The sequence below is a fragment of the Pantoea sp. X-Soil-ISGK-285 genome (assembly GCF_059730815.1).
Map to the genome: position 1 here is coordinate 60,774 of NZ_AP035939.1, position 16,320 is coordinate 77,093.

General features: G+C 54.9%; 15 protein-coding genes and 1 pseudogene. 11 read left to right on the forward strand and 5 right to left on the reverse strand.

All coding sequences use genetic code 11. The features are described from left to right. Positions 1-71 precede the first annotated feature (71 nt). A complete protein-coding gene (sfnG, locus tag AC6I8B_RS19555) occupies positions 72-1,157 on the reverse strand; it encodes a dimethylsulfone monooxygenase SfnG (RefSeq protein WP_031594135.1) in 1,086 nt (361 codons plus the stop codon). A gap of 311 nt (positions 1,158-1,468) precedes the next feature. On the opposite strand from sfnG, the gene AC6I8B_RS19560 reads away from it, so the two are divergent. Then, positions 1,469-1,939, forward strand: a complete 471-nt coding sequence (locus AC6I8B_RS19560) for a GNAT family N-acetyltransferase (RefSeq protein WP_157353271.1) — start codon at positions 1,469-1,471, stop codon at positions 1,937-1,939. Between the two features lie 103 nt (positions 1,940-2,042). Then, positions 2,043-2,921 (forward strand): 23S rRNA pseudouridine(2604) synthase RluF, encoded by an 879-nt coding sequence (rluF, locus tag AC6I8B_RS19565; RefSeq protein WP_022624530.1) that lies wholly within the window; start codon positions 2,043-2,045, stop codon positions 2,919-2,921. A gap of 58 nt (positions 2,922-2,979) precedes the next feature. On the opposite strand, the gene AC6I8B_RS19570 is transcribed toward rluF, so the two are convergent. Next, positions 2,980-4,038, reverse strand: a complete 1,059-nt coding sequence (locus AC6I8B_RS19570) for an SDR family oxidoreductase (RefSeq protein WP_033761113.1) — start codon at positions 4,036-4,038, stop codon at positions 2,980-2,982. A 97-nt stretch (positions 4,039-4,135) separates the two neighbouring features. Between AC6I8B_RS19570 and AC6I8B_RS19575 the strand changes: the two genes are divergently transcribed. From AC6I8B_RS19575 to AC6I8B_RS19585, 3 genes and pseudogenes are all read left to right on the forward strand, one after another. Then, positions 4,136-5,047, forward strand: coding sequence for a LysR family transcriptional regulator (locus AC6I8B_RS19575; protein WP_157353270.1), 912 nt, complete (start codon positions 4,136-4,138; stop codon positions 5,045-5,047). Further along, positions 5,025-5,120, forward strand: a pseudogene (locus AC6I8B_RS19580) (helix-turn-helix domain-containing protein); the annotation flags it as partial. The gene AC6I8B_RS19575 and the pseudogene AC6I8B_RS19580, both read left to right, overlap by 23 nt. Before the next feature lie 214 nt (positions 5,121-5,334). After that, on the forward strand, positions 5,335-6,006 hold the full coding sequence (locus AC6I8B_RS19585) for a hypothetical protein (RefSeq protein ID WP_045139998.1): 672 nt from the start codon (positions 5,335-5,337) through the stop codon (positions 6,004-6,006). A 90-nt stretch (positions 6,007-6,096) separates the two neighbouring features. On the opposite strand, the gene AC6I8B_RS19590 is transcribed toward AC6I8B_RS19585, so the two are convergent. Continuing rightward, positions 6,097-6,948, reverse strand: coding sequence for a Vmh family MBL fold metallo-hydrolase (locus AC6I8B_RS19590; protein ID WP_157353269.1), 852 nt, complete (start codon positions 6,946-6,948; stop codon positions 6,097-6,099). Positions 6,949-7,094: 146 nt separating this feature from the next. On the opposite strand from AC6I8B_RS19590, the gene AC6I8B_RS19595 reads away from it, so the two are divergent. The 3 genes from AC6I8B_RS19595 to AC6I8B_RS19605 all read left to right on the forward strand — a co-directional run bounded on the left by AC6I8B_RS19595 (position 7,095) and on the right by AC6I8B_RS19605 (position 9,223). Continuing rightward, positions 7,095-7,976, forward strand: a complete 882-nt coding sequence (locus tag AC6I8B_RS19595; protein WP_157353268.1) for a LysR family transcriptional regulator — start codon at positions 7,095-7,097, stop codon at positions 7,974-7,976. A gap of 38 nt (positions 7,977-8,014) precedes the next feature. Next, complete coding sequence (locus AC6I8B_RS19600) at positions 8,015-8,434, forward strand: bleomycin resistance protein (RefSeq protein ID WP_157353267.1); 420 nt, start codon at positions 8,015-8,017, stop codon at positions 8,432-8,434. Between the two features lie 486 nt (positions 8,435-8,920). Beyond that, the gene (locus AC6I8B_RS19605) at positions 8,921-9,223 is read left to right on the forward strand and encodes a YmdA family protein (RefSeq protein ID WP_157353266.1); all 303 of its coding nucleotides are present in this window, start codon (positions 8,921-8,923) and stop codon (positions 9,221-9,223) included. A 319-nt stretch (positions 9,224-9,542) separates the two neighbouring features. Here AC6I8B_RS19605 and gabP read toward each other — a convergent pair whose 3' ends face one another. Further along, positions 9,543-10,958: a GABA permease gene (gene gabP, locus AC6I8B_RS19610; RefSeq protein WP_157353265.1), complete on the reverse strand. Its 1,416-nt coding sequence runs from the start codon at positions 10,956-10,958 to the stop codon at positions 9,543-9,545. Between the two features lie 76 nt (positions 10,959-11,034). Continuing rightward, positions 11,035-12,321, reverse strand: coding sequence for a 4-aminobutyrate--2-oxoglutarate transaminase (gabT, locus tag AC6I8B_RS19615; protein WP_497817773.1), 1,287 nt, complete (start codon positions 12,319-12,321; stop codon positions 11,035-11,037). A 110-nt stretch (positions 12,322-12,431) separates the two neighbouring features. Here gabT and pdxR point away from each other — a divergent pair, with 110 nt between their 5' ends. The 3 genes from pdxR to AC6I8B_RS19630 all read left to right on the forward strand — a co-directional run bounded on the left by pdxR (position 12,432) and on the right by AC6I8B_RS19630 (position 16,220). Beyond that, positions 12,432-13,922, forward strand: coding sequence for a MocR-like pyridoxine biosynthesis transcription factor PdxR (gene pdxR, locus AC6I8B_RS19620; protein WP_197275987.1), 1,491 nt, complete (start codon positions 12,432-12,434; stop codon positions 13,920-13,922). 97 nt (positions 13,923-14,019) lie between these two features. Further along, complete coding sequence (locus AC6I8B_RS19625) at positions 14,020-15,396, forward strand: glycoside hydrolase family 10-like protein (protein WP_154210172.1); 1,377 nt, start codon at positions 14,020-14,022, stop codon at positions 15,394-15,396. Positions 15,397-15,479: 83 nt separating this feature from the next. After that, positions 15,480-16,220: a nitroreductase family protein gene (locus AC6I8B_RS19630; protein ID WP_022624518.1), complete on the forward strand. Its 741-nt coding sequence runs from the start codon at positions 15,480-15,482 to the stop codon at positions 16,218-16,220. Positions 16,221-16,320 lie beyond the last annotated feature (100 nt).

Sequence of the window (16,320 nt, forward strand, 5' to 3'; positions counted from 1 at the left end):
TGCAGCAGATCTGAGCGTTCATCACACCCCGGATGCAGTCGGGTATAACTCTCTTCTGTGGCGTACCTTTTTCACGCTTCGATCAAAGCCTGCGCCTCCAGTTCGCGGACCCGCGGTATCACTTCGCGGCCAAAGAATTCGACCTCTTCATGAAAGTGCAGAAATGCCAGCAGCAGCAGATCCACACCGGCCTGCTTCAGTTCGATAATGCGTTCAGCAATCTGCTGCGGTGTGCCAATCAGATTGGTTTTAAAGCCGTCGTTGTACTGCACCAGATCCTCAAACGACGATTTCGCCCAGTTCCCCTCTCCTTCGGGTGAGGCACTGCCAGCATTTTTGACCTCATGCTGAAAGCCTTTTACCGCATCCGGGTTGGCTTTGCTGATGATCTCATGAAGCACCGCCTGCGCCTGCTGTTCGCTCTCGCGGGCAATCACAAAACCGTTCAGCCCGATTCTGACCTGATGCTGATTACGTCCGGCTTTTTCACGGATATCCGCGACCTGCAGACGGACACCGTCCGGGGTATTACCGTTGGTAAAATACCAGTCTGACACCCTGGCGGCCATGTCGCGCGCCGCGCGTGAACTGCCACCCTGGAAAATTTCCGGGAGCGGTGACAACGGCTTGGGTTTCATCACGTAATCGCGGAAGCGATAAAAATCGCCGGCAAAGCTAAAACTCTCTTCACGCCAGATGCCGCGCAGGCAGCGAATAAACTCTTCTGAACGCAGATAGCGCTCTTCATGATCGAGCCAGGGTTCACCAATTGCCTTGAACTCGCCCCGGAACCAGCCGCTGACAATATTAACGGCGATGCGTGGACCATAAAGATGGCTGATAGTGGCAATCTGCTTTGCCGCCAATACCGGATTCCACGGGCCGGGAAGCAGAGCGGCAATCACTTTTAATTTCGAGGTGTGGCTGAGTAAATCCTGCGAGAATGTGACCGATTCATGCTGATTATCTGCGCCATATCCGGCAGTAAAGCGAATCTGCGTCAGCGCGTAATCAAAACCCGCCTGTTCAGCGATCTGCGCCAGTTTGCGGTTGTATTCGGCATCCCAGCGGGTACGCTGCTCTATCTGACTGATCACCAGTCCGCCCGAGACATTCGGCACCCAGTAGGCGAACTGTAAAGGTTGGTTCAGTGACATGGTTTTCTCCTGGCATATAGCTGGATTAATGGAACAGTTAAATCTTCCAAACTTTCAGATATAAAAGAAAAGACCAAGCAGTAACCATGCCAGAGATTAAATAATTGAAGTTAAAGGATTAAAATCCAGTTTTGCATAAGCGAGCTGTTGCAAATGCAGCAACACAGAAACAGCACGGTTGCTGATGCAGCAGCGCTTCATGACCGCGCGTAACTGCGGCGAGGCCAGGGGCACTGAACCCGGCGGTATTCGCAGATAGCCGCAAAGCGATGTGATAACGTAGCGGTTCTGTTGCAGAGCCGGAGGGCACTATGATTGTCAGACAGGCATCGCCCGAAGAGGCGCACCATTTATGGAACATCAGAAATCTGGCCATCCGTCATGGCTGCCAGCATGCTTATCCACCCGACGTGCTCGCCGCCTGGACGCCAGACCGCATGCCCGCCAGCTTTCCCGCAATGATCCGCATGAATCCCTTCTTCGTGATTGATGGTCCGGACGACGTACCGGTTGCTATGGGATCGCTGGACCTTGCCGCCGCCAGCGTGGAAGCCATTTTTACCCTGCCTGGGTTCACCGGACAGGGAATGGCTGGGCTGATCATCGACACCATCAAAGCGGAGGCGCTGCAGCGTGGCTACCACCGGTTGACGCTCGCTTCGACGCCGAACGCCGTGGGCTTTTACCAGCAGCATGGCTTCCGGCCGCTGGGCGAAAGTTTCTATCCGTCAAAGCTGGCGGGCAGCGATTTACGCTGTACTGAGATGGCAATTGATCTGTGAATGCCCGCTGCCGTCAGGCTGGCAAAGCTGAGCAAAAGTTTCCGGTGCAAAGACTTCGCAAGCCCCCGCCGGTAAGGTATAGTCCGCGTTTTTTGGAGGAATCATGCTGACTGACTCATCAACTCGTCTTAATAAATACATCAGCGAGAGCGGCATCTGCTCCCGTCGTGACGCCGATCGTTACATCGAGCAGGGCAACGTTTTCATTAATGGCAAACGCGCCACTGTAGGCGCGCAGGTATTTGCAGGCGATGTGGTGAAGGTCAATGGTCAGCTTATCGAGCCGCGCGATGAAGACGATCTGGTGCTGATTGCCCTGAATAAGCCGGTGGGGATTATCACCACCATGGAAGAGGGCGAGCGCGATAACATCAGCGATTTCGTCAATCACAGCAAGCGCGTCTTCCCGATTGGCCGACTCGACAAAGATTCTCAGGGCCTGATTTTCCTTACCAACCACGGTGATCTGGTCAACAAGATCCTGCGGGCCGGTAACAACCACGAAAAAGAGTATGTCGTTACGGTCGACAAGCCGATCACCGATGAGTTTATTGCCGGAATGAGCGCAGGCGTGCCGATGCTGGGCACGGTGACCAAAAAGTGCAAAGTGAAGAAAGAAGCGCCGTTTGTCTTCCGCATCACGCTGGTCCAGGGGCTGAATCGCCAGATCCGCCGTATGTGTAAGCATTTTGGCTTTGAAGTGACCAAGCTTGAGCGCACCCGCATCATGAACGTCAATCTCAAGGGATTGCCGCTGGGGGAGTGGCGCGATCTCACTGACGACGAACTCGTTGAGCTGTTTAAACTGCTGGAGAACTCCTCTTCAGAAGATAAACCAGCGAAGAAAGCTAAAGCTCCGGCGAAACCGGCCGCCGCTAAAAAACCGCAGAAGAGTGCGTCGAAACCCGCTGAAAAAGCGGATGCTAACGGTGCCTCACGCAAGCGCTTTGTCCAGCCGGGACGTAAGAAGAAAGGGCGCTAATAATGGCCCGATGCAGAGAGCGACTTTCCTGCTCTCTGCATCGGTATTCAACGGATCATCACGGAATGATCCGGGCCGCCCGGAAGCGGGCAAACAGATCGCAGAACATCTTATCCGTTGCGCGATAACCGTGGAATCCCGCCCGCCGCAGCTTGCTGCCGTCGCCAAACATGTCGTAATCCCAGCCAAAAACAAAATCAGCGAAGACACCATCACTGAGCGCCAGAATATCGGGCTGGAGCAGCGCGTCGGCAGCGGCGATTTCCCGCCACAGCGCACGATAATCCTGAAATAGTTGCCGGAACGACAGCGAAACCGGCGGCGCGATCTCCAGTTCAAACCACGCTGCAATGACCGGCCATAGCTCACTCCAGCGCCAGAGATCGCCATTATTGATATTAAAGGCCTGATTGCGTGCGTCTGGAGTACGCGCGGCCCAGATCGTCGCGTCGGCCAGCAGAGTGGCATCGGTAAAATCGACCATACTGTGCCAGGTTTCCGGCGAACCGGGAAAGCGTAAGGGCAGCCGCGCCGCGCGACAGATTGAAGCATACAGCGCTAGGCTCAGCGCCAGGTTCATGCTGTTGCCCGGCCTGTCACTGCCGACCACACCGGGCCGCAGCGCACTCCAGTGCCAGGCTTTACCTTGCTGTTGTGCGGTCAGCCAGTTCAGCTGCGCGGCGTTAAACTCAGCACCCGGTACACCAGGATCGCTTTCCCGCGCCGGCGTTTTAAAGCGTCCGAGATGGGCGCCATACACTTTGTATCCCTGCATCAGACTGACATGCTCAAGTGGGGCGACATCCTCCATGGTCTGAACCAGATTTTGCAGCATGGCAAGATTTGGCCCGACCATCGTTCCCCAGTCAGAAGCGTTCAGCCAGGCGCTGTAAAAGATATGCGTGACGTCGGTGAGTGATGCCAGCCGTTGCTGGCACTGCTGGCTATCGCGCAGATCAACCGCAATCACCTCTGTGCCGCTGACTGCATAGTCTGACCGATGCGTCAGTGCTTTGACCTGCCAGTGGTCTGCTACCAGCGCCTGACTCAGTTGCTGACCGACAATCCCGCTGGCACCCGCCACCAGCGCAACCTTCTTATCCTGCGTCGTTTTCATGATCATTGCCCTGTTAAGAGAGAAGCTGCATTCTCACCTGCGTTTATTTCTGATTAAATCCCCTGAACCGGATGTCACTTATCAGGAAAATCAATAAATGCAGAACAAATTGAATGCGATTCAGACCTTCATCCGGGTGGCGGAAGCGGGATCTTTTTCGGCGGCAGCCCGGCAAAACGGCATGAAGCAGTCGGCGATAAGCCAGCAGATTGCCGCGCTTGAAGAGGCGCTGGGGGTTGTGTTGCTGCACCGCACCACCCGCAAAATGGCGCTGACGGAGCAGGGTCAGCATTATCTGCAGCAGGTCAGGCAGCTGCTCAGCGCGATGGAAGAGCTGGAGCAGCAACTACGGCCTGAGTCGCAGCCTCTTCACGGCAAACTCTATATGCAACTACCGAGCGGCATTGGGCAGCGGCTTATGCCGCATCTGATTGCATTCCAGCAGGCGCATCCCGCGCTGCGTCTGAATATTGCGCTGGAGGATCGCCTGTCGGATCTCATTGGTGAAGGCGTTGATGTGGCAATCCGCCTCAGCGAATCGCCGCCCGCTACACTGGCTGCCCGTTCACTCACCACGGTTGAAACCGTGCTGGTGGCTTCCCCTGAGTGGATAGCGCGAAACGGCACGCCGCAAACTCCCAGTGACCTGCAGCACCATCCCCACATACGTTTTAGCGGCGTATCGCCCGATGCGCCGCTGCAGCTGGTGTCCGCGACCACGAGGGTGTCTGTGCCGGTGGAAAGTGCTTTTCGCTCTAACAACAGTGATGCAATGATGCAGGCCCTTGAAGCGGGGCTGGGGATCGGTGGGTTACAAACACTTATCGGCGCAGACGCGCTGGCATCCGGCCGACTGGTGCGGGTTTTACCGGACTGGCGGCTTCCCGACCGCTATCTTTATGCTGTTTTCCCCGATGCCCGCTTTATCCCGGTTAAAGTGCGGAAGCTGGTCACACACTTAAGTGAGGTGTTGGTGGGGTTGCAGGGAACAGGGCAGGGCCAGACCTAACGCCCAGGCAGTTTTACTGATCCGCATGGTGCAGCAGAACCCAGAAACGCTGAAGACGCTCGCGAAGCTCTGACAGGCCAGCCCGTAAGGCTGGCATCCTGTTTCATTATCGATGCCTCCGCTTTCCCCTCTCTGACGAATTTAAAACGCTAACCCCTCTCCCCAATCCGATAGTCCGTTTCATGCCTCCGGCCAGATTTTAATAGGGGTCACATTCAGACCAACGACACTTTTCACCCTGATCAGGGCGTGGCAGGATAAGCGCAATCTATCAAGGAGTGTGCCTGATGTTACTGAAAGGTATGAACGATCCGCTGCTGAAAGCGTATCAGCATCCCAAATCACGGATGATGATCAGTCGTTTCAGGGGGCTGGCGGGGGATCGAAGACTCAGTGACTGGCAGGCGTTCTGTATTCTGGTCACCGGCTTTACCAATTACTGGTATGTGCATGCAGGTCACTACACCATTAATGTCACACTGACTAAAACCCGCCAGTTCGACTTCCTGCAGGACTTTCTGCATTTCACGGTTACGCTGGATGGGTTAATTGGTGATGAACATTTTCATAGTCCGGACTTTGTGCTGCCCCATTACGATGTGCCCTACGAATTCTGCCGCTGGCGTAACAAGCGCGGCTATGATGCGTTAACTACTTATGTCAGTAAGCAGGGTGTGAAATCCCATAAAGGGATATTTGTCGCCTCAGAAGGGGCTTCCCCGGAAGAGCAGGTGATGAAATGGGAAGGTGTGGTCAACGTCTATGACAAAACCTTTTTTAGCGTGACTAACTTCAGCACCACTCAGGAATTTCTGATCAAAGACATCAGTAGATCCATACAGGAAGGATTGCTGAAGCACCTGAGTTTTTACCGCGATCTGTTTCACTATATCTTCCCCTCACCAGCGGAGGCGCGGTTGCAGGCGCGCGATGACAGGCGCTATCTGGCTAAAAGATAGCGCCCGGGCATCTTTAGATCAGGTCAATGGGTTCAGCCGGGTCTGCTTAAACGTTGCAACCCTGGTAGTCAGCTGGCCTCTCAGCGGGGTTTACCACTTCATCTCGCCGGTATTGACTTTGGCGCTGAGTTCCAGTGAAGCCGGTTCTGCCAGTTTCGGCCAGGCGGCTTTCATGGCGGTAATCACCTGCGCTGAGGTTTTATGTTGCGCCAGCGCCGCTTCAAAACTCTTCAGATAATTCAGGGTGAAATCCACCGCCTGTGAACCGGCCGGACGGGCACCGAGATAGTGACCCGGAATCACGTTCTTCGCGTTCAGCGTCTGCATTTCGGTCAGGATATGACGCCATTCAGCGCGGCTCTGAACGGTCTGAGTGTCAGCCGTCCAGACATGAATGCCAGAGGAGAGGGCGGTACCGCCCAGAATGGTGCTCGCAGACGGGATCCAGATATAAGCGGCGTATTGCTCCGGATGACGCAGCTCCAGCACCTCGCCGTCGACGCTAAAGCGGGTCTGATGGGTCACTTCAGGCACAAACACCTTATCCGGCGCGCCCTGCTTCATCTGTGGACCCCAGTATTTCAGCTTGGCGTCATGCGTCTGCTGGATATGCTTCACCACCGCCGGCGCGGCAACCACCTTCACGTCCGGCCAGGCTTTAACAATTGGCTCCAGACCAAAGTAGAAATCGGGATCGCCAGAAGTGATCACAATTTCCTTTAACTTTTTTCCGCTCTTTTTAATCATCTCTGCCAGTTTTTCACCGTCCTGGGTGCTGAACTGGGCATCAAACAGAATCGCTTCGGTTGGCCCGGTAACCAGTGTTGAGGAGACGGCAAAGATGCCCTTTTCCTGCGGATTATAGGTTTGCAGTTGCAGGGTGGCTGCGCTGGCGGAGGCCGAGGCCAGCACCAGCATCACAGGTAACAGCTTAGTTTTCATTTAGGATCCTCAGAGATAAATGCCCGATTCAGGCAGGCGTAACGGGCGATGTTCAGTATCAGTGGCGCTATTCTACGCATCTGGCTATCTGTTAGAATTCCCGCAATCAGAGATGCTGAGTTTCATAATCCGAACAGGTGGAGTGGATGGACAGAGTCACGGCGGCAGCCGTTTTCAACCGGATATGTGAACTGGGCAGCCTGAGTGCCGCCTCACGATCGCTGGGGATCTCCCGCCCGATGGTTAGCCGTTATCTGGAGGAGATGGAAAAGTGGGCGGGAACGCGTCTGCTGCATCGCTCTTCACGCCAGCTGACCCTTACGCCTGCCGGAGAGGCGATCCTGCAAAAAACCCGTCAGCTGGCCCTGCTCTCAGAGGCGATCCAGCAGGAAACTACCCAGGGCGTCCCGGCCGGAACGCTTCGCATCGCCTGCGCCCACTTTACGGCTCTTCATCTTGTCGGCCCGGTGATCCCCGATTTTCTGGCGCGTTATCCGGCACTGCGCATTGAGCTGGAAATTAACAATCAGCCAGTAAGCCTGATTGGTGAGCGTATCGATCTCGCTATCCGCATCACCGACTCGCCAGAGCCGGGGGCGATCGCACGCCGTCTCGGCGAATGCCACTCGGTCCTCTGCGCCTCACCTGAGTATCTTAAGGCGCGGGGTAACCCGGAAACCCCGGACGATCTGGCTCAGCATAACTGCCTCTACTACAGTCGCTTTGCCGGACAGAGCTGGCATTTTACGGCGGCTGGCGGGGAGAAAATCGCGGTTGCCGTCAGAGGAAATTTCAGTGCGGGTATCTCTTCACTATTGTGTGACGCGGCGATAGCGCATTGCGGGATAGCGATGGTGCCTGAGCAGGAGGCTCGCCACGCACTGGATACAGGGAAGCTGGTAAAATTACTGCCCGATTATGAGCCGCAACGTATCGGCATATGGGGGCTTTACCTGTCGCGTGAGCACCAGTCTGCCGCACTGCGGCTGATGCTGGATGAGCTGCAAAGCAGAATCCAGAACGGGTGATCAGAGGGGCGAGTAACCGATCAAAATGGAACCTTACTATGAGTGATAATCAAACCCATTACTGGAACCCTATGGTGCCAGAACTGACCGTCACTGACTTTGCCGCTTCGCTGCATTTTTACACCGTGGTGCTGGGTTTCAGTGTGAGAATACAGCGCCAGCAGCCTGATTTTGCTTACCTCTGCTATGGAGAGGTGCAATTGATGATTGAGCAGTTCCACCCGCAGGGCTGGAACGTAGCCGATCTGCGCTGGCCGCTGGGGCGAGGTATTAATTTCCAGATTGAAGTCGACGATGTTCAGGCTGTGCTGATGCGTTTGCAGCAGCATGCTGTTCCGCTCTATCGGCCGCTTCGGGACAACCACTATGACATCGGCGAGACCACCGCCTGTCAGCGGGAGTTTCTGGTGCAGGACCCCGATGGTTATCTGCTGCGTTTCAGCCAGTATCTGGAATAAGTTGAATGTTTTTGGCAATATTAATCAGCAGGAGAATGGCTTGAGTAAAATAGACATTCTCTTCGGATATTTTTATATTGACTGTTCAATCATGATCAACGGAAGCCTTTGATAGCAGCGTAGTGAAGTCATCTAAAGCGCGAAGAGTTACCTGCTGTTTACCACCGTCACATTAATCATGACCTTTTCCACTAACGGAAGGCGCTATGCATAGCGTGTTAACTATTTCAAAGCGTCATTAAGTAACAGGCGGCCATGATTTGCTGCTACAAGGCCATAATAAAAAATGAATGTAAGAAAGAAAATTTATCCCGCGATGGTCTACACTCTCGTTAGCTGGCTGGATTAGGATTATTCTTAACAAAAGTTTTTTAAGGGATTTCATTGGGCTAAGCGTTCGTACATTTACATTTATTCGTTCACTCAGCACTTAATCTTTGGGAATGTGAGCCGATAACAGGTGATACATACTCAGGAGGACGCACAATGAAATCTTTTTTATCTGTCTGCATTAGCACGCTGCTGATTGCCCTGGCCGGACCGGTTATTGCGGATTCAGATACTGGCACTATTACCTTCAGCGGAGCCATTACTAATGGTTCATGTAATATGAATGTCGGACAAAATCCTGTCGTGTTTGACTGTTTTGATCCCGCCAGTGGTAAGGCTGTGGCCACTACTGCTGACCTGATGAATCCCGAATCGCTGACCAAATTACCTCTGGAAGTAAAAATGCACTGGTTTAATCCTGAAAAGAGCAAAGGGATACTTTACGTTACCTATCTTTAACGCTTCTCCTGAAGTTTTATTCTGAACGACAGTGCAATGCCTTAGCAGCAACGGTGACATGGAACCTAAAGATATAAACCCATAACCAATACAGGGTTTATCATTAAGTCACTAAGAGCCAGTGAAGTATCTTTTTTGAAATTTTTAAGTCAGCATCGGGGAATTCAGTTTACCATATTCATCATCAGCAGATAATGTGTGCATCTTATTAATCCCTTGCATAATCGAGGGTTAATACGCGTTGCATCTGTTGATATGCAAAAAAAAACCACCTTTGCTGTCAAAGGTGGGTTTAATTTATAAAAAGCTTGCGTGAAGATCAGTAAGAGTCAGAAGAGCGCTGAGTAAAATATTTCGTGCTCTGACGCTTCTCCTTTTTACGACGCAGCACCAGGCTGGTGGTAATAATCAGCAGCGTCAAACCGCCGGTTGCCAGTAATTCAGCCTGATGTTTCGCATCAAACAACATGATTATCAGCACCGTGACGATAAACAGGATAGTGACCCACGTCAGGCCAGGAAATAACCACATCCGGTAACTCAGGACTTCACCCGCTTTCTCACGCTTTTTACGCAGCACCAGGTGGGACGCAGCGATCACCAGATAGACCAGCAGTGCAATCGCTCCCGATGTGGCCAGTAAAAATTCAAACACCACGCTGGGCGCCAGATAATTGGCGATCACCGCCAGAAATGCAGCCGCGGTAGAGAGCAGCACAGCAATCCACGGCGTGCCGCTGCGATTGGTACGTGAGGCAGCCGCCGGTGCATCTTTGCGGCGTGACAGAGAGTAGAGCATGCGCGAAGAGGTATAAAGTGCAGAGTTAAGACAACTGCACACCGCCATCAGCACCACCAGATCGACAATCAGCCGGGCGTGCGGGATGTTCATCGCCTGTAACACTGTCTGCCATGAACCCTGTTCAACCAGCCCTGGTGCATTCCACGGCACCAGCGCCACTACAAAGAAAATCGACAGCAGATAGAACAGCGCAATACGCCAGATGACGGAGTTAGTTGCCTGAGTAATCTGCTTGCCGGGATTCTTCGACTCTGCGGCGGCAATCGTGACAATTTCTGTGCCCATAAAAGAGAACATGGTGGTCAGGATGGCAGCCACTACCGCGCCGATACCATTCGGCATAAATCCGTGAGTGTCATAGAGATGCGACAGGCCGCTGGTATTGCTGTCAGGCAGCACACCAAACACTGCCGCACCTGCCACGCCCAGGAACAGGATGATGGCAACGACCTTGATTAATGCAAACCAGAACTCAAACTCACCATAATTTTTCACGCTGAGCAGATTAGTAATGGTCAGCAACAGGGTGATAGCAAACGTGAACTGCCAGATGGCGACATCGGGGAACCATGCATGAAGAATGGTTCCCGCCGCATTGGCTTCCAGCGGGATCACCAGCACCCAGAACCACCAGTAGAGCCAGCCGATGGTAAATCCGGCCCAGCGTCCCAACGCTTTATCGGCGTAGGTTGAGAACGAGCCTGAATCGGGTGAGGCGACGGCCATCTCGGCCAGCATCCGCATAATCAGGACCACCAGCGCACCGGCGGCGGCATAAGAGATCAACACCGCGGGGCCCGCTTCAGAAATAGCATGGCCGGAGCCAACAAACAGCCCAGCGCCAATCACGCCCGCAATTGAGAGCATACGCACGTGGCGCGGTTTCAGGTTTTGAGCCAGCGAATCTGCATTCGCACTCTGAGTCATCGTCATGTAAACGTCTCCTGTCGACGTCCAGCCTGGATGGCCGGACGAACGGGGATGAACTTGCGTTAACGCATCAGCGAAATCAGGCCGGGACGACGGGATGTCCGGCGGGTGCGACACAGTGATCGATCACCGTGGAGAGAATGGTCAGCGCCTGGCTGAACTGGACATCCGGAATGGTGAGCGGGTAGAGGAAGCGGATGACGTTGCCTTTGGCTCCGCAGGTCAGCAGCAGCAAGCCCTGTTCCATCGCCATCTTCTGAACCGCCTGCGCGGTGCTGGCCTGATAGAACTCCATCGCCACCATCGAACCCAGCGCACGCACTTCAGCAATGTCCGGATGTTTGCGTTGATGTTCCTGGAGTTCTGCTTCAAGCCGGGCACCGAGATCAACGGCGCGCTGGCAGAGCTGCTCCTCTACTATTACATCCAGCACCGCATGGGCCGAGGCGATAGCCAGCGGGTTTCCGGCATAGGTTCCGCCCAGCCCACCTGGTGCAGGTGCATCCATCACCTCTGCACGACCGGCGACCGCGGAGAGCGGCATCCCGCCTGCCAGGCTTTTCGCCATGGTGATGATATCGGCCTTCACCGGGTAGTGTTCCATGGCGAACAGCTTGCCGGTACGGGCAAATCCACTCTGGACTTCATCCGCAATCAGCAGAATGCCGTGACGGTCAGCCAGCTCCCGCAACTGCACCATAAACTCTTCAGGTGCCGCATGGAATCCACCTTCGCCCTGCACCGGCTCCAGCACAATCGCGGCGACGTCATGAGGCGCAATGTCCTGCGTAAAAATTTCTTCAAGGCTGGTCAGTGCCGCCTCGATGCTGATCCCCTGAACCGCGCTGGGATAGCGTGCATGGAAGACTGACGGCGGCATCGGGCCGAAATCCCGCTTGTAGGGCGCTACTTTTCCGGTCATCGCCATGGTCATAAAGGTGCGGCCATGGAATGCGTTACCAAAGGTGATGATGCCGTGGCGGCGGGTATAGGCACGCGCCACTTTTACGGCATTTTCTACCGCTTCCGCCCCGGTGGTGAAAAAGGCCGTTTTCGCCGCACCGGCGATGGGAACCCGCTGATTAATACGCTCGGCCAGTGCGATGTAGCTTTCGTAAGGGGTGATCTGGAAAGCCGTATGGGTAAACTTTGTTAATTGATCGGCAATCGCCTGTTCAATGCGTGGATGGCGGTGGCCGGTGTTCAGTACCGCGATGCCGCCCGCGAAGTCGATCCAGCTATTACCCTCCTGATCCCATAAGGTGGCGTTCTCTGCCCGGGCAACGTACCAGTCGCACAGCGTACCGATACCTTTGGGGAGAGCCTGTGCTTTGCGCTGCTGCAACAGGTTATTTTTTTCGCTCATTTATTCCACCTCGTTAATATGCGTGTTTACAATTCCCGACAAACACGTTTATTTATGCCTGAGGCGTGGTGAGTTGCCAGAGCCAATTGTCAGAGGAAAGGTGGAGCCAATTGCGACTCTTATACGCAGATCATCTATTAGCGCGGTTACAGTTTTTAAGAACTGGCTCATTACATCAGCGGCTGCTGAACTGCATGCAGGCCGCGATCGCTGAAGAGGTGTTTCCGCGCGGAAGCCGTTTACCGCCAACCCGCGATCTGGCGCGCGAACTGGGCGTGTCGCGAAACACGGTTATGCATGTTTATGAAAGCCTGATGGCTCAGGGCTATGTTACCGCGCGGACCGGCAGCGGCACCTGGATTGCAGAGACGCTGCCGGAAAACTCTCTGCAGAGTGATGCAATTGCCGACCTTCAGGCGGTGAAGGCGCAACGACCGGCAACGCTGTCGAAGCGTGGCGCCAGTCTGCTGGGGCATGCTACAGCATCGCCTTACCAGTGGGGCGCGTTTGTCCCTGGCGCGCCCGATGTGACCGAATTCCCCCATAAGCTGTTTAGTCAGATTCAGGCGCGTCTGAATCGCGAACCTGACGTTCACCGCCTGGTCTACAGCAGCGGCGGTGGCTGTCCCGATCTGCGCCATGCGCTGGTGGATTATCTGCGGGTGGCACGCTCAGTGCGGGCCGATGCTGACCAGATCCTGATCACCGAAGGGGTTCATCAGGCGGTTGATCTGGTGACGCGGGTGTTGTGCGATCCTGGCGATCGAGTCTGGATGGAGGAGCCAGGCTACTGGGGAACGCGCAATCTGCTGCGCATGAATGGCCTGAAGATTCGGGCGATGCCCGTGGATGAGCAGGGACTGGTGCCGGACAGCGGCCCGGCACCAAAGATGGTGTTTGTGACGCCCTCTCATCAATATCCGCTGGGTGTGCATCTGAGCCTGGCCCGACGTCAGGCATTGCTCTCTCTGGCTCGACGCCATCAGAGCTGGATTGTGGAAGATGACTACGACAGCGAATTTCGTTTTTCCGGCCAGCCTCATCCCTCACTGCAGGGGCTGGAAGCGGATGCGCCGGTCATTTACATGGGAACGTTCAGCAAAACGCTCTATCCCGCGCTGCGCATTGGCTACATGGTGGTGCCGAAACCGCTGGCACAGCCGTTGCGCATCGCCGCGGCAGAGCTCTATCGCGGCGGACATCTGCTGATTCAGCGTGCGCTGGCGGAGTTTATCCGGCTGGGCCATTACATGGAGCATATCCGCCGGATGCGCCTGCTTTACCGCCAGCGGCGGCAGTTTCTCTGCAGGCTGATCGAGCGCTATCTGGGGCCAGCCTTTTTACCGGCATTCAATCATGAAGCGGGGCTGCATCTGGTGATCCCGCTGCCAGCAGGAGCGGATGACGTGGCGATAGCCGCGGAGGCGCTAAAGCGCGGCGTCAAAGTACGGCCACTTTCGCAATATTATATGCACCCTCAGGAGGCGCGCGGATTGCTGCTGGGTTACGCCTGCGTCAATGAGCGGCAGTGTCAGGATGCGTTTGGCACACTTAAAGCCTGTCTTGCGTCCGCCGGAATGGTATTCACTCCGCAGCGCTAGCGGGTTCAAGGGTGCTTTTTTTGAAGGAGGGCGGTTTTACTGCCGCCTCTGTGCTAACGCATTGACATTTAATCAGAGTCACCGAGAATACTCCTCTTTGCGCCCCGACCAGACAATACTGGAGTCTATCATCGCCTTTAAACCCTTTACTGCACCGGCCCGTGCGGCTATTAAGCGAGGCGCCGCGCTGGCTGCCGCGCTGTTGCTGGTCAGTTGCGCATCTGAGCCGCCGAAATCGCTGGTCACACCTTTTCCGCCCGTGACGAAACAGCCGCTACCGACGCCCGGCAAGCCAGCACAACCTCATGCGCAGGAACCGATGCGGGGCGTCTGGTTAGCCACGGTTTCACGTCTTGACTGGCCGCCGGTTGCCTCGGTGAATGGCACCAATCCGGCGCAGCGTATCCGCCAGCAGCAGCAATCGCTGATCGACAAGCTGGATAAGCTGAAAAGCCTGGGCATCAACACGGTGTTTTTCCAGGTTAAGCCTGATGCCACGGCGCTCTGGCCCTCAAAAATCCTCCCCTGGTCAGATATGCTGACAGGAAAAATTGGTGAAGATCCGGGCTATGATCCGCTGCAGTTTATGCTTGATGAGGCGCATAAGCGCGGTATCAAAGTCCATGCCTGGTTCAACCCTTACCGGGTGTCGGTAAACACTAAATCGTCTACCGTCAGCGAACTCAACCGCACGCTGTCACTGCATCCGGCCAGCGTTTTTGTGCTGCATCGCGACTGGATCCGCACTGCAGGCGATCGCTATGTACTCGATCCGGGTATCCCTGAGGCGCGTGACTGGATCACCAGTATTGTGGCCGAGGTGGTGGCGCGTTATCCCATCGACGGTGTGCAGTTCGATGACTACTTCTATGCGGAATCTGCCGGTTCACTGCTCAACGATAATCAGACCTTCAGCCGCTACGGTCAGGGGTTTGCCAGCAAAGCGGACTGGCGGCGTCACAATACTCAGCAGCTGATTGAGCAGGTGTCACGTACCATCAAACAACTGAAGCCGGACGTGGAGTTTGGTGTCAGCCCGGCGGGCGTCTGGCGTAATCTGTCGCATGATCCTGCCGGTTCCGATACCCGCGGAGCGGCGGCGTATGATGAAGCTTTTGCCGATACCCGCCGCTGGGTGCAGCAGGGCTTGCTGGATTACATTGCACCTCAGCTCTACTGGCCTTTTTCCCGTCAGGCGGCCCGATACGATGTGCTGGCAAACTGGTGGGCAGAGGTCGTGAAACCGACCAAAACCCGGCTCTACATCGGCCTTGCTCTCTATAAAGTGGGCGAGCCGTCAAAAGTTGAGCCTGACTGGACACAGCAGGGCGGCGTACCGGAGCTGAAAAAGCAGCTCGACCTTAATGAATCGAACCCCAATATTGATGGCACGATTCTGTTCAGAGAGAACTATCTGAATCAGCCGCAGACTCAGCAGGCGGTAAGCTATCTTAAAGGCCGCTGGGGAGGCTAAGAAACGCCGCGACAGCATGACCAGTGCGGTTAAGTTTTTCCCTGTGACTTGCTGCTATTCTTGCGCTTTATATGGGAGGAACCATGAGCGAACTGATTGATATTTTTACAAGTCACAAAAGTGAACGCAGTTTCACTGAGCAACCTGTCGATGAAGCTGTGCTGGATCGGATTATCAGTACCGCTTATCGCGCACCGACATCAGTAAACTCGCAGCAGGTTTCTGTGGTGATCACGCGTGATGCAGGACGTCGCGCACAGATCGCCGCCATTGCAGGCGGTCAGCCGTGGATTGCCAAAGCACCGGTGTTTATCACCTTTGTGCTGGATATGCATAAATCAGCAGTGGGAATGGCCGCGGTCGATCAGCAGCAGATCGCCCATCAGAGCATTGAGAGTATCGTGTCGGGTTCTACTGATATCGGTATCGCGCTGGGATCGGTAATGGCGGCTGCGCGTGCCGAAGGTCTGGGGATTGTGCCAATTGGCGGTATCCGTCGCGACCCGCAGGCGATGATTTCACTGCTGGAGCTGCCGCCCCTGACCTTCCCGGTAGCGGGTGTGGTAATCGGTCACGTAGACGAACCGGCTCATCAGAAACCACGTCTGCCTCTGGCGACGTTCCGCCATGATGAGACTTACCAGACGCAGGGTCTGGAGCAGCAGATTGCGGCCTACAACGATGAGATGGTTCAGCACTGGAAGACGATTGGTCGTAATGACGGTGAGAGCTGGAGCGAAAGCGTCAGCGGTTACTATAAAAACATCTACTTCCCGAATGTACTGCCAGCACTGCTGAAGCAGGGTTTTGGCACAGATAAATAGTTCGCTCTCGTTATTGAGTGAATAGCACAAGGCCATCCGTAGCGTTTACGGGTGGCCTTTTTCATTTTGTTACTATAACGAAAGGTGACTTTCCACGTCG

Excerpts from the sequence above, each read along its gene's own strand:
- sfnG (WP_031594135.1), bottom strand. The coding sequence starts at position 1,157 with ATGTCACTGAACCAACCTTTACAGTTCGCCTACTGGGTGCCGAATGTC.
- AC6I8B_RS19560 (WP_157353271.1), top strand. The coding sequence starts at position 1,469 with ATGATTGTCAGACAGGCATCGCCCGAAGAGGCGCACCATTTATGGAAC.
- rluF (WP_022624530.1), top strand. The coding sequence starts at position 2,043 with ATGCTGACTGACTCATCAACTCGTCTTAATAAATACATCAGCGAGAGC.
- AC6I8B_RS19570 (WP_033761113.1), bottom strand. The coding sequence starts at position 4,038 with ATGAAAACGACGCAGGATAAGAAGGTTGCGCTGGTGGCGGGTGCCAGC.
- AC6I8B_RS19575 (WP_157353270.1), top strand. The coding sequence starts at position 4,136 with ATGCAGAACAAATTGAATGCGATTCAGACCTTCATCCGGGTGGCGGAA.
- AC6I8B_RS19585 (WP_045139998.1), top strand. The coding sequence starts at position 5,335 with ATGTTACTGAAAGGTATGAACGATCCGCTGCTGAAAGCGTATCAGCAT.
- AC6I8B_RS19590 (WP_157353269.1), bottom strand. The coding sequence starts at position 6,948 with ATGAAAACTAAGCTGTTACCTGTGATGCTGGTGCTGGCCTCGGCCTCC.
- AC6I8B_RS19595 (WP_157353268.1), top strand. The coding sequence starts at position 7,095 with ATGGACAGAGTCACGGCGGCAGCCGTTTTCAACCGGATATGTGAACTG.
- AC6I8B_RS19600 (WP_157353267.1), top strand. The coding sequence starts at position 8,015 with ATGAGTGATAATCAAACCCATTACTGGAACCCTATGGTGCCAGAACTG.
- AC6I8B_RS19605 (WP_157353266.1), top strand. The coding sequence starts at position 8,921 with ATGAAATCTTTTTTATCTGTCTGCATTAGCACGCTGCTGATTGCCCTG.
- gabP (WP_157353265.1), bottom strand. The coding sequence starts at position 10,958 with ATGACGATGACTCAGAGTGCGAATGCAGATTCGCTGGCTCAAAACCTG.
- gabT (WP_497817773.1), bottom strand. The coding sequence starts at position 12,321 with ATGAGCGAAAAAAATAACCTGTTGCAGCAGCGCAAAGCACAGGCTCTC.
- AC6I8B_RS19630 (WP_022624518.1), top strand. The coding sequence starts at position 15,480 with ATGAGCGAACTGATTGATATTTTTACAAGTCACAAAAGTGAACGCAGT.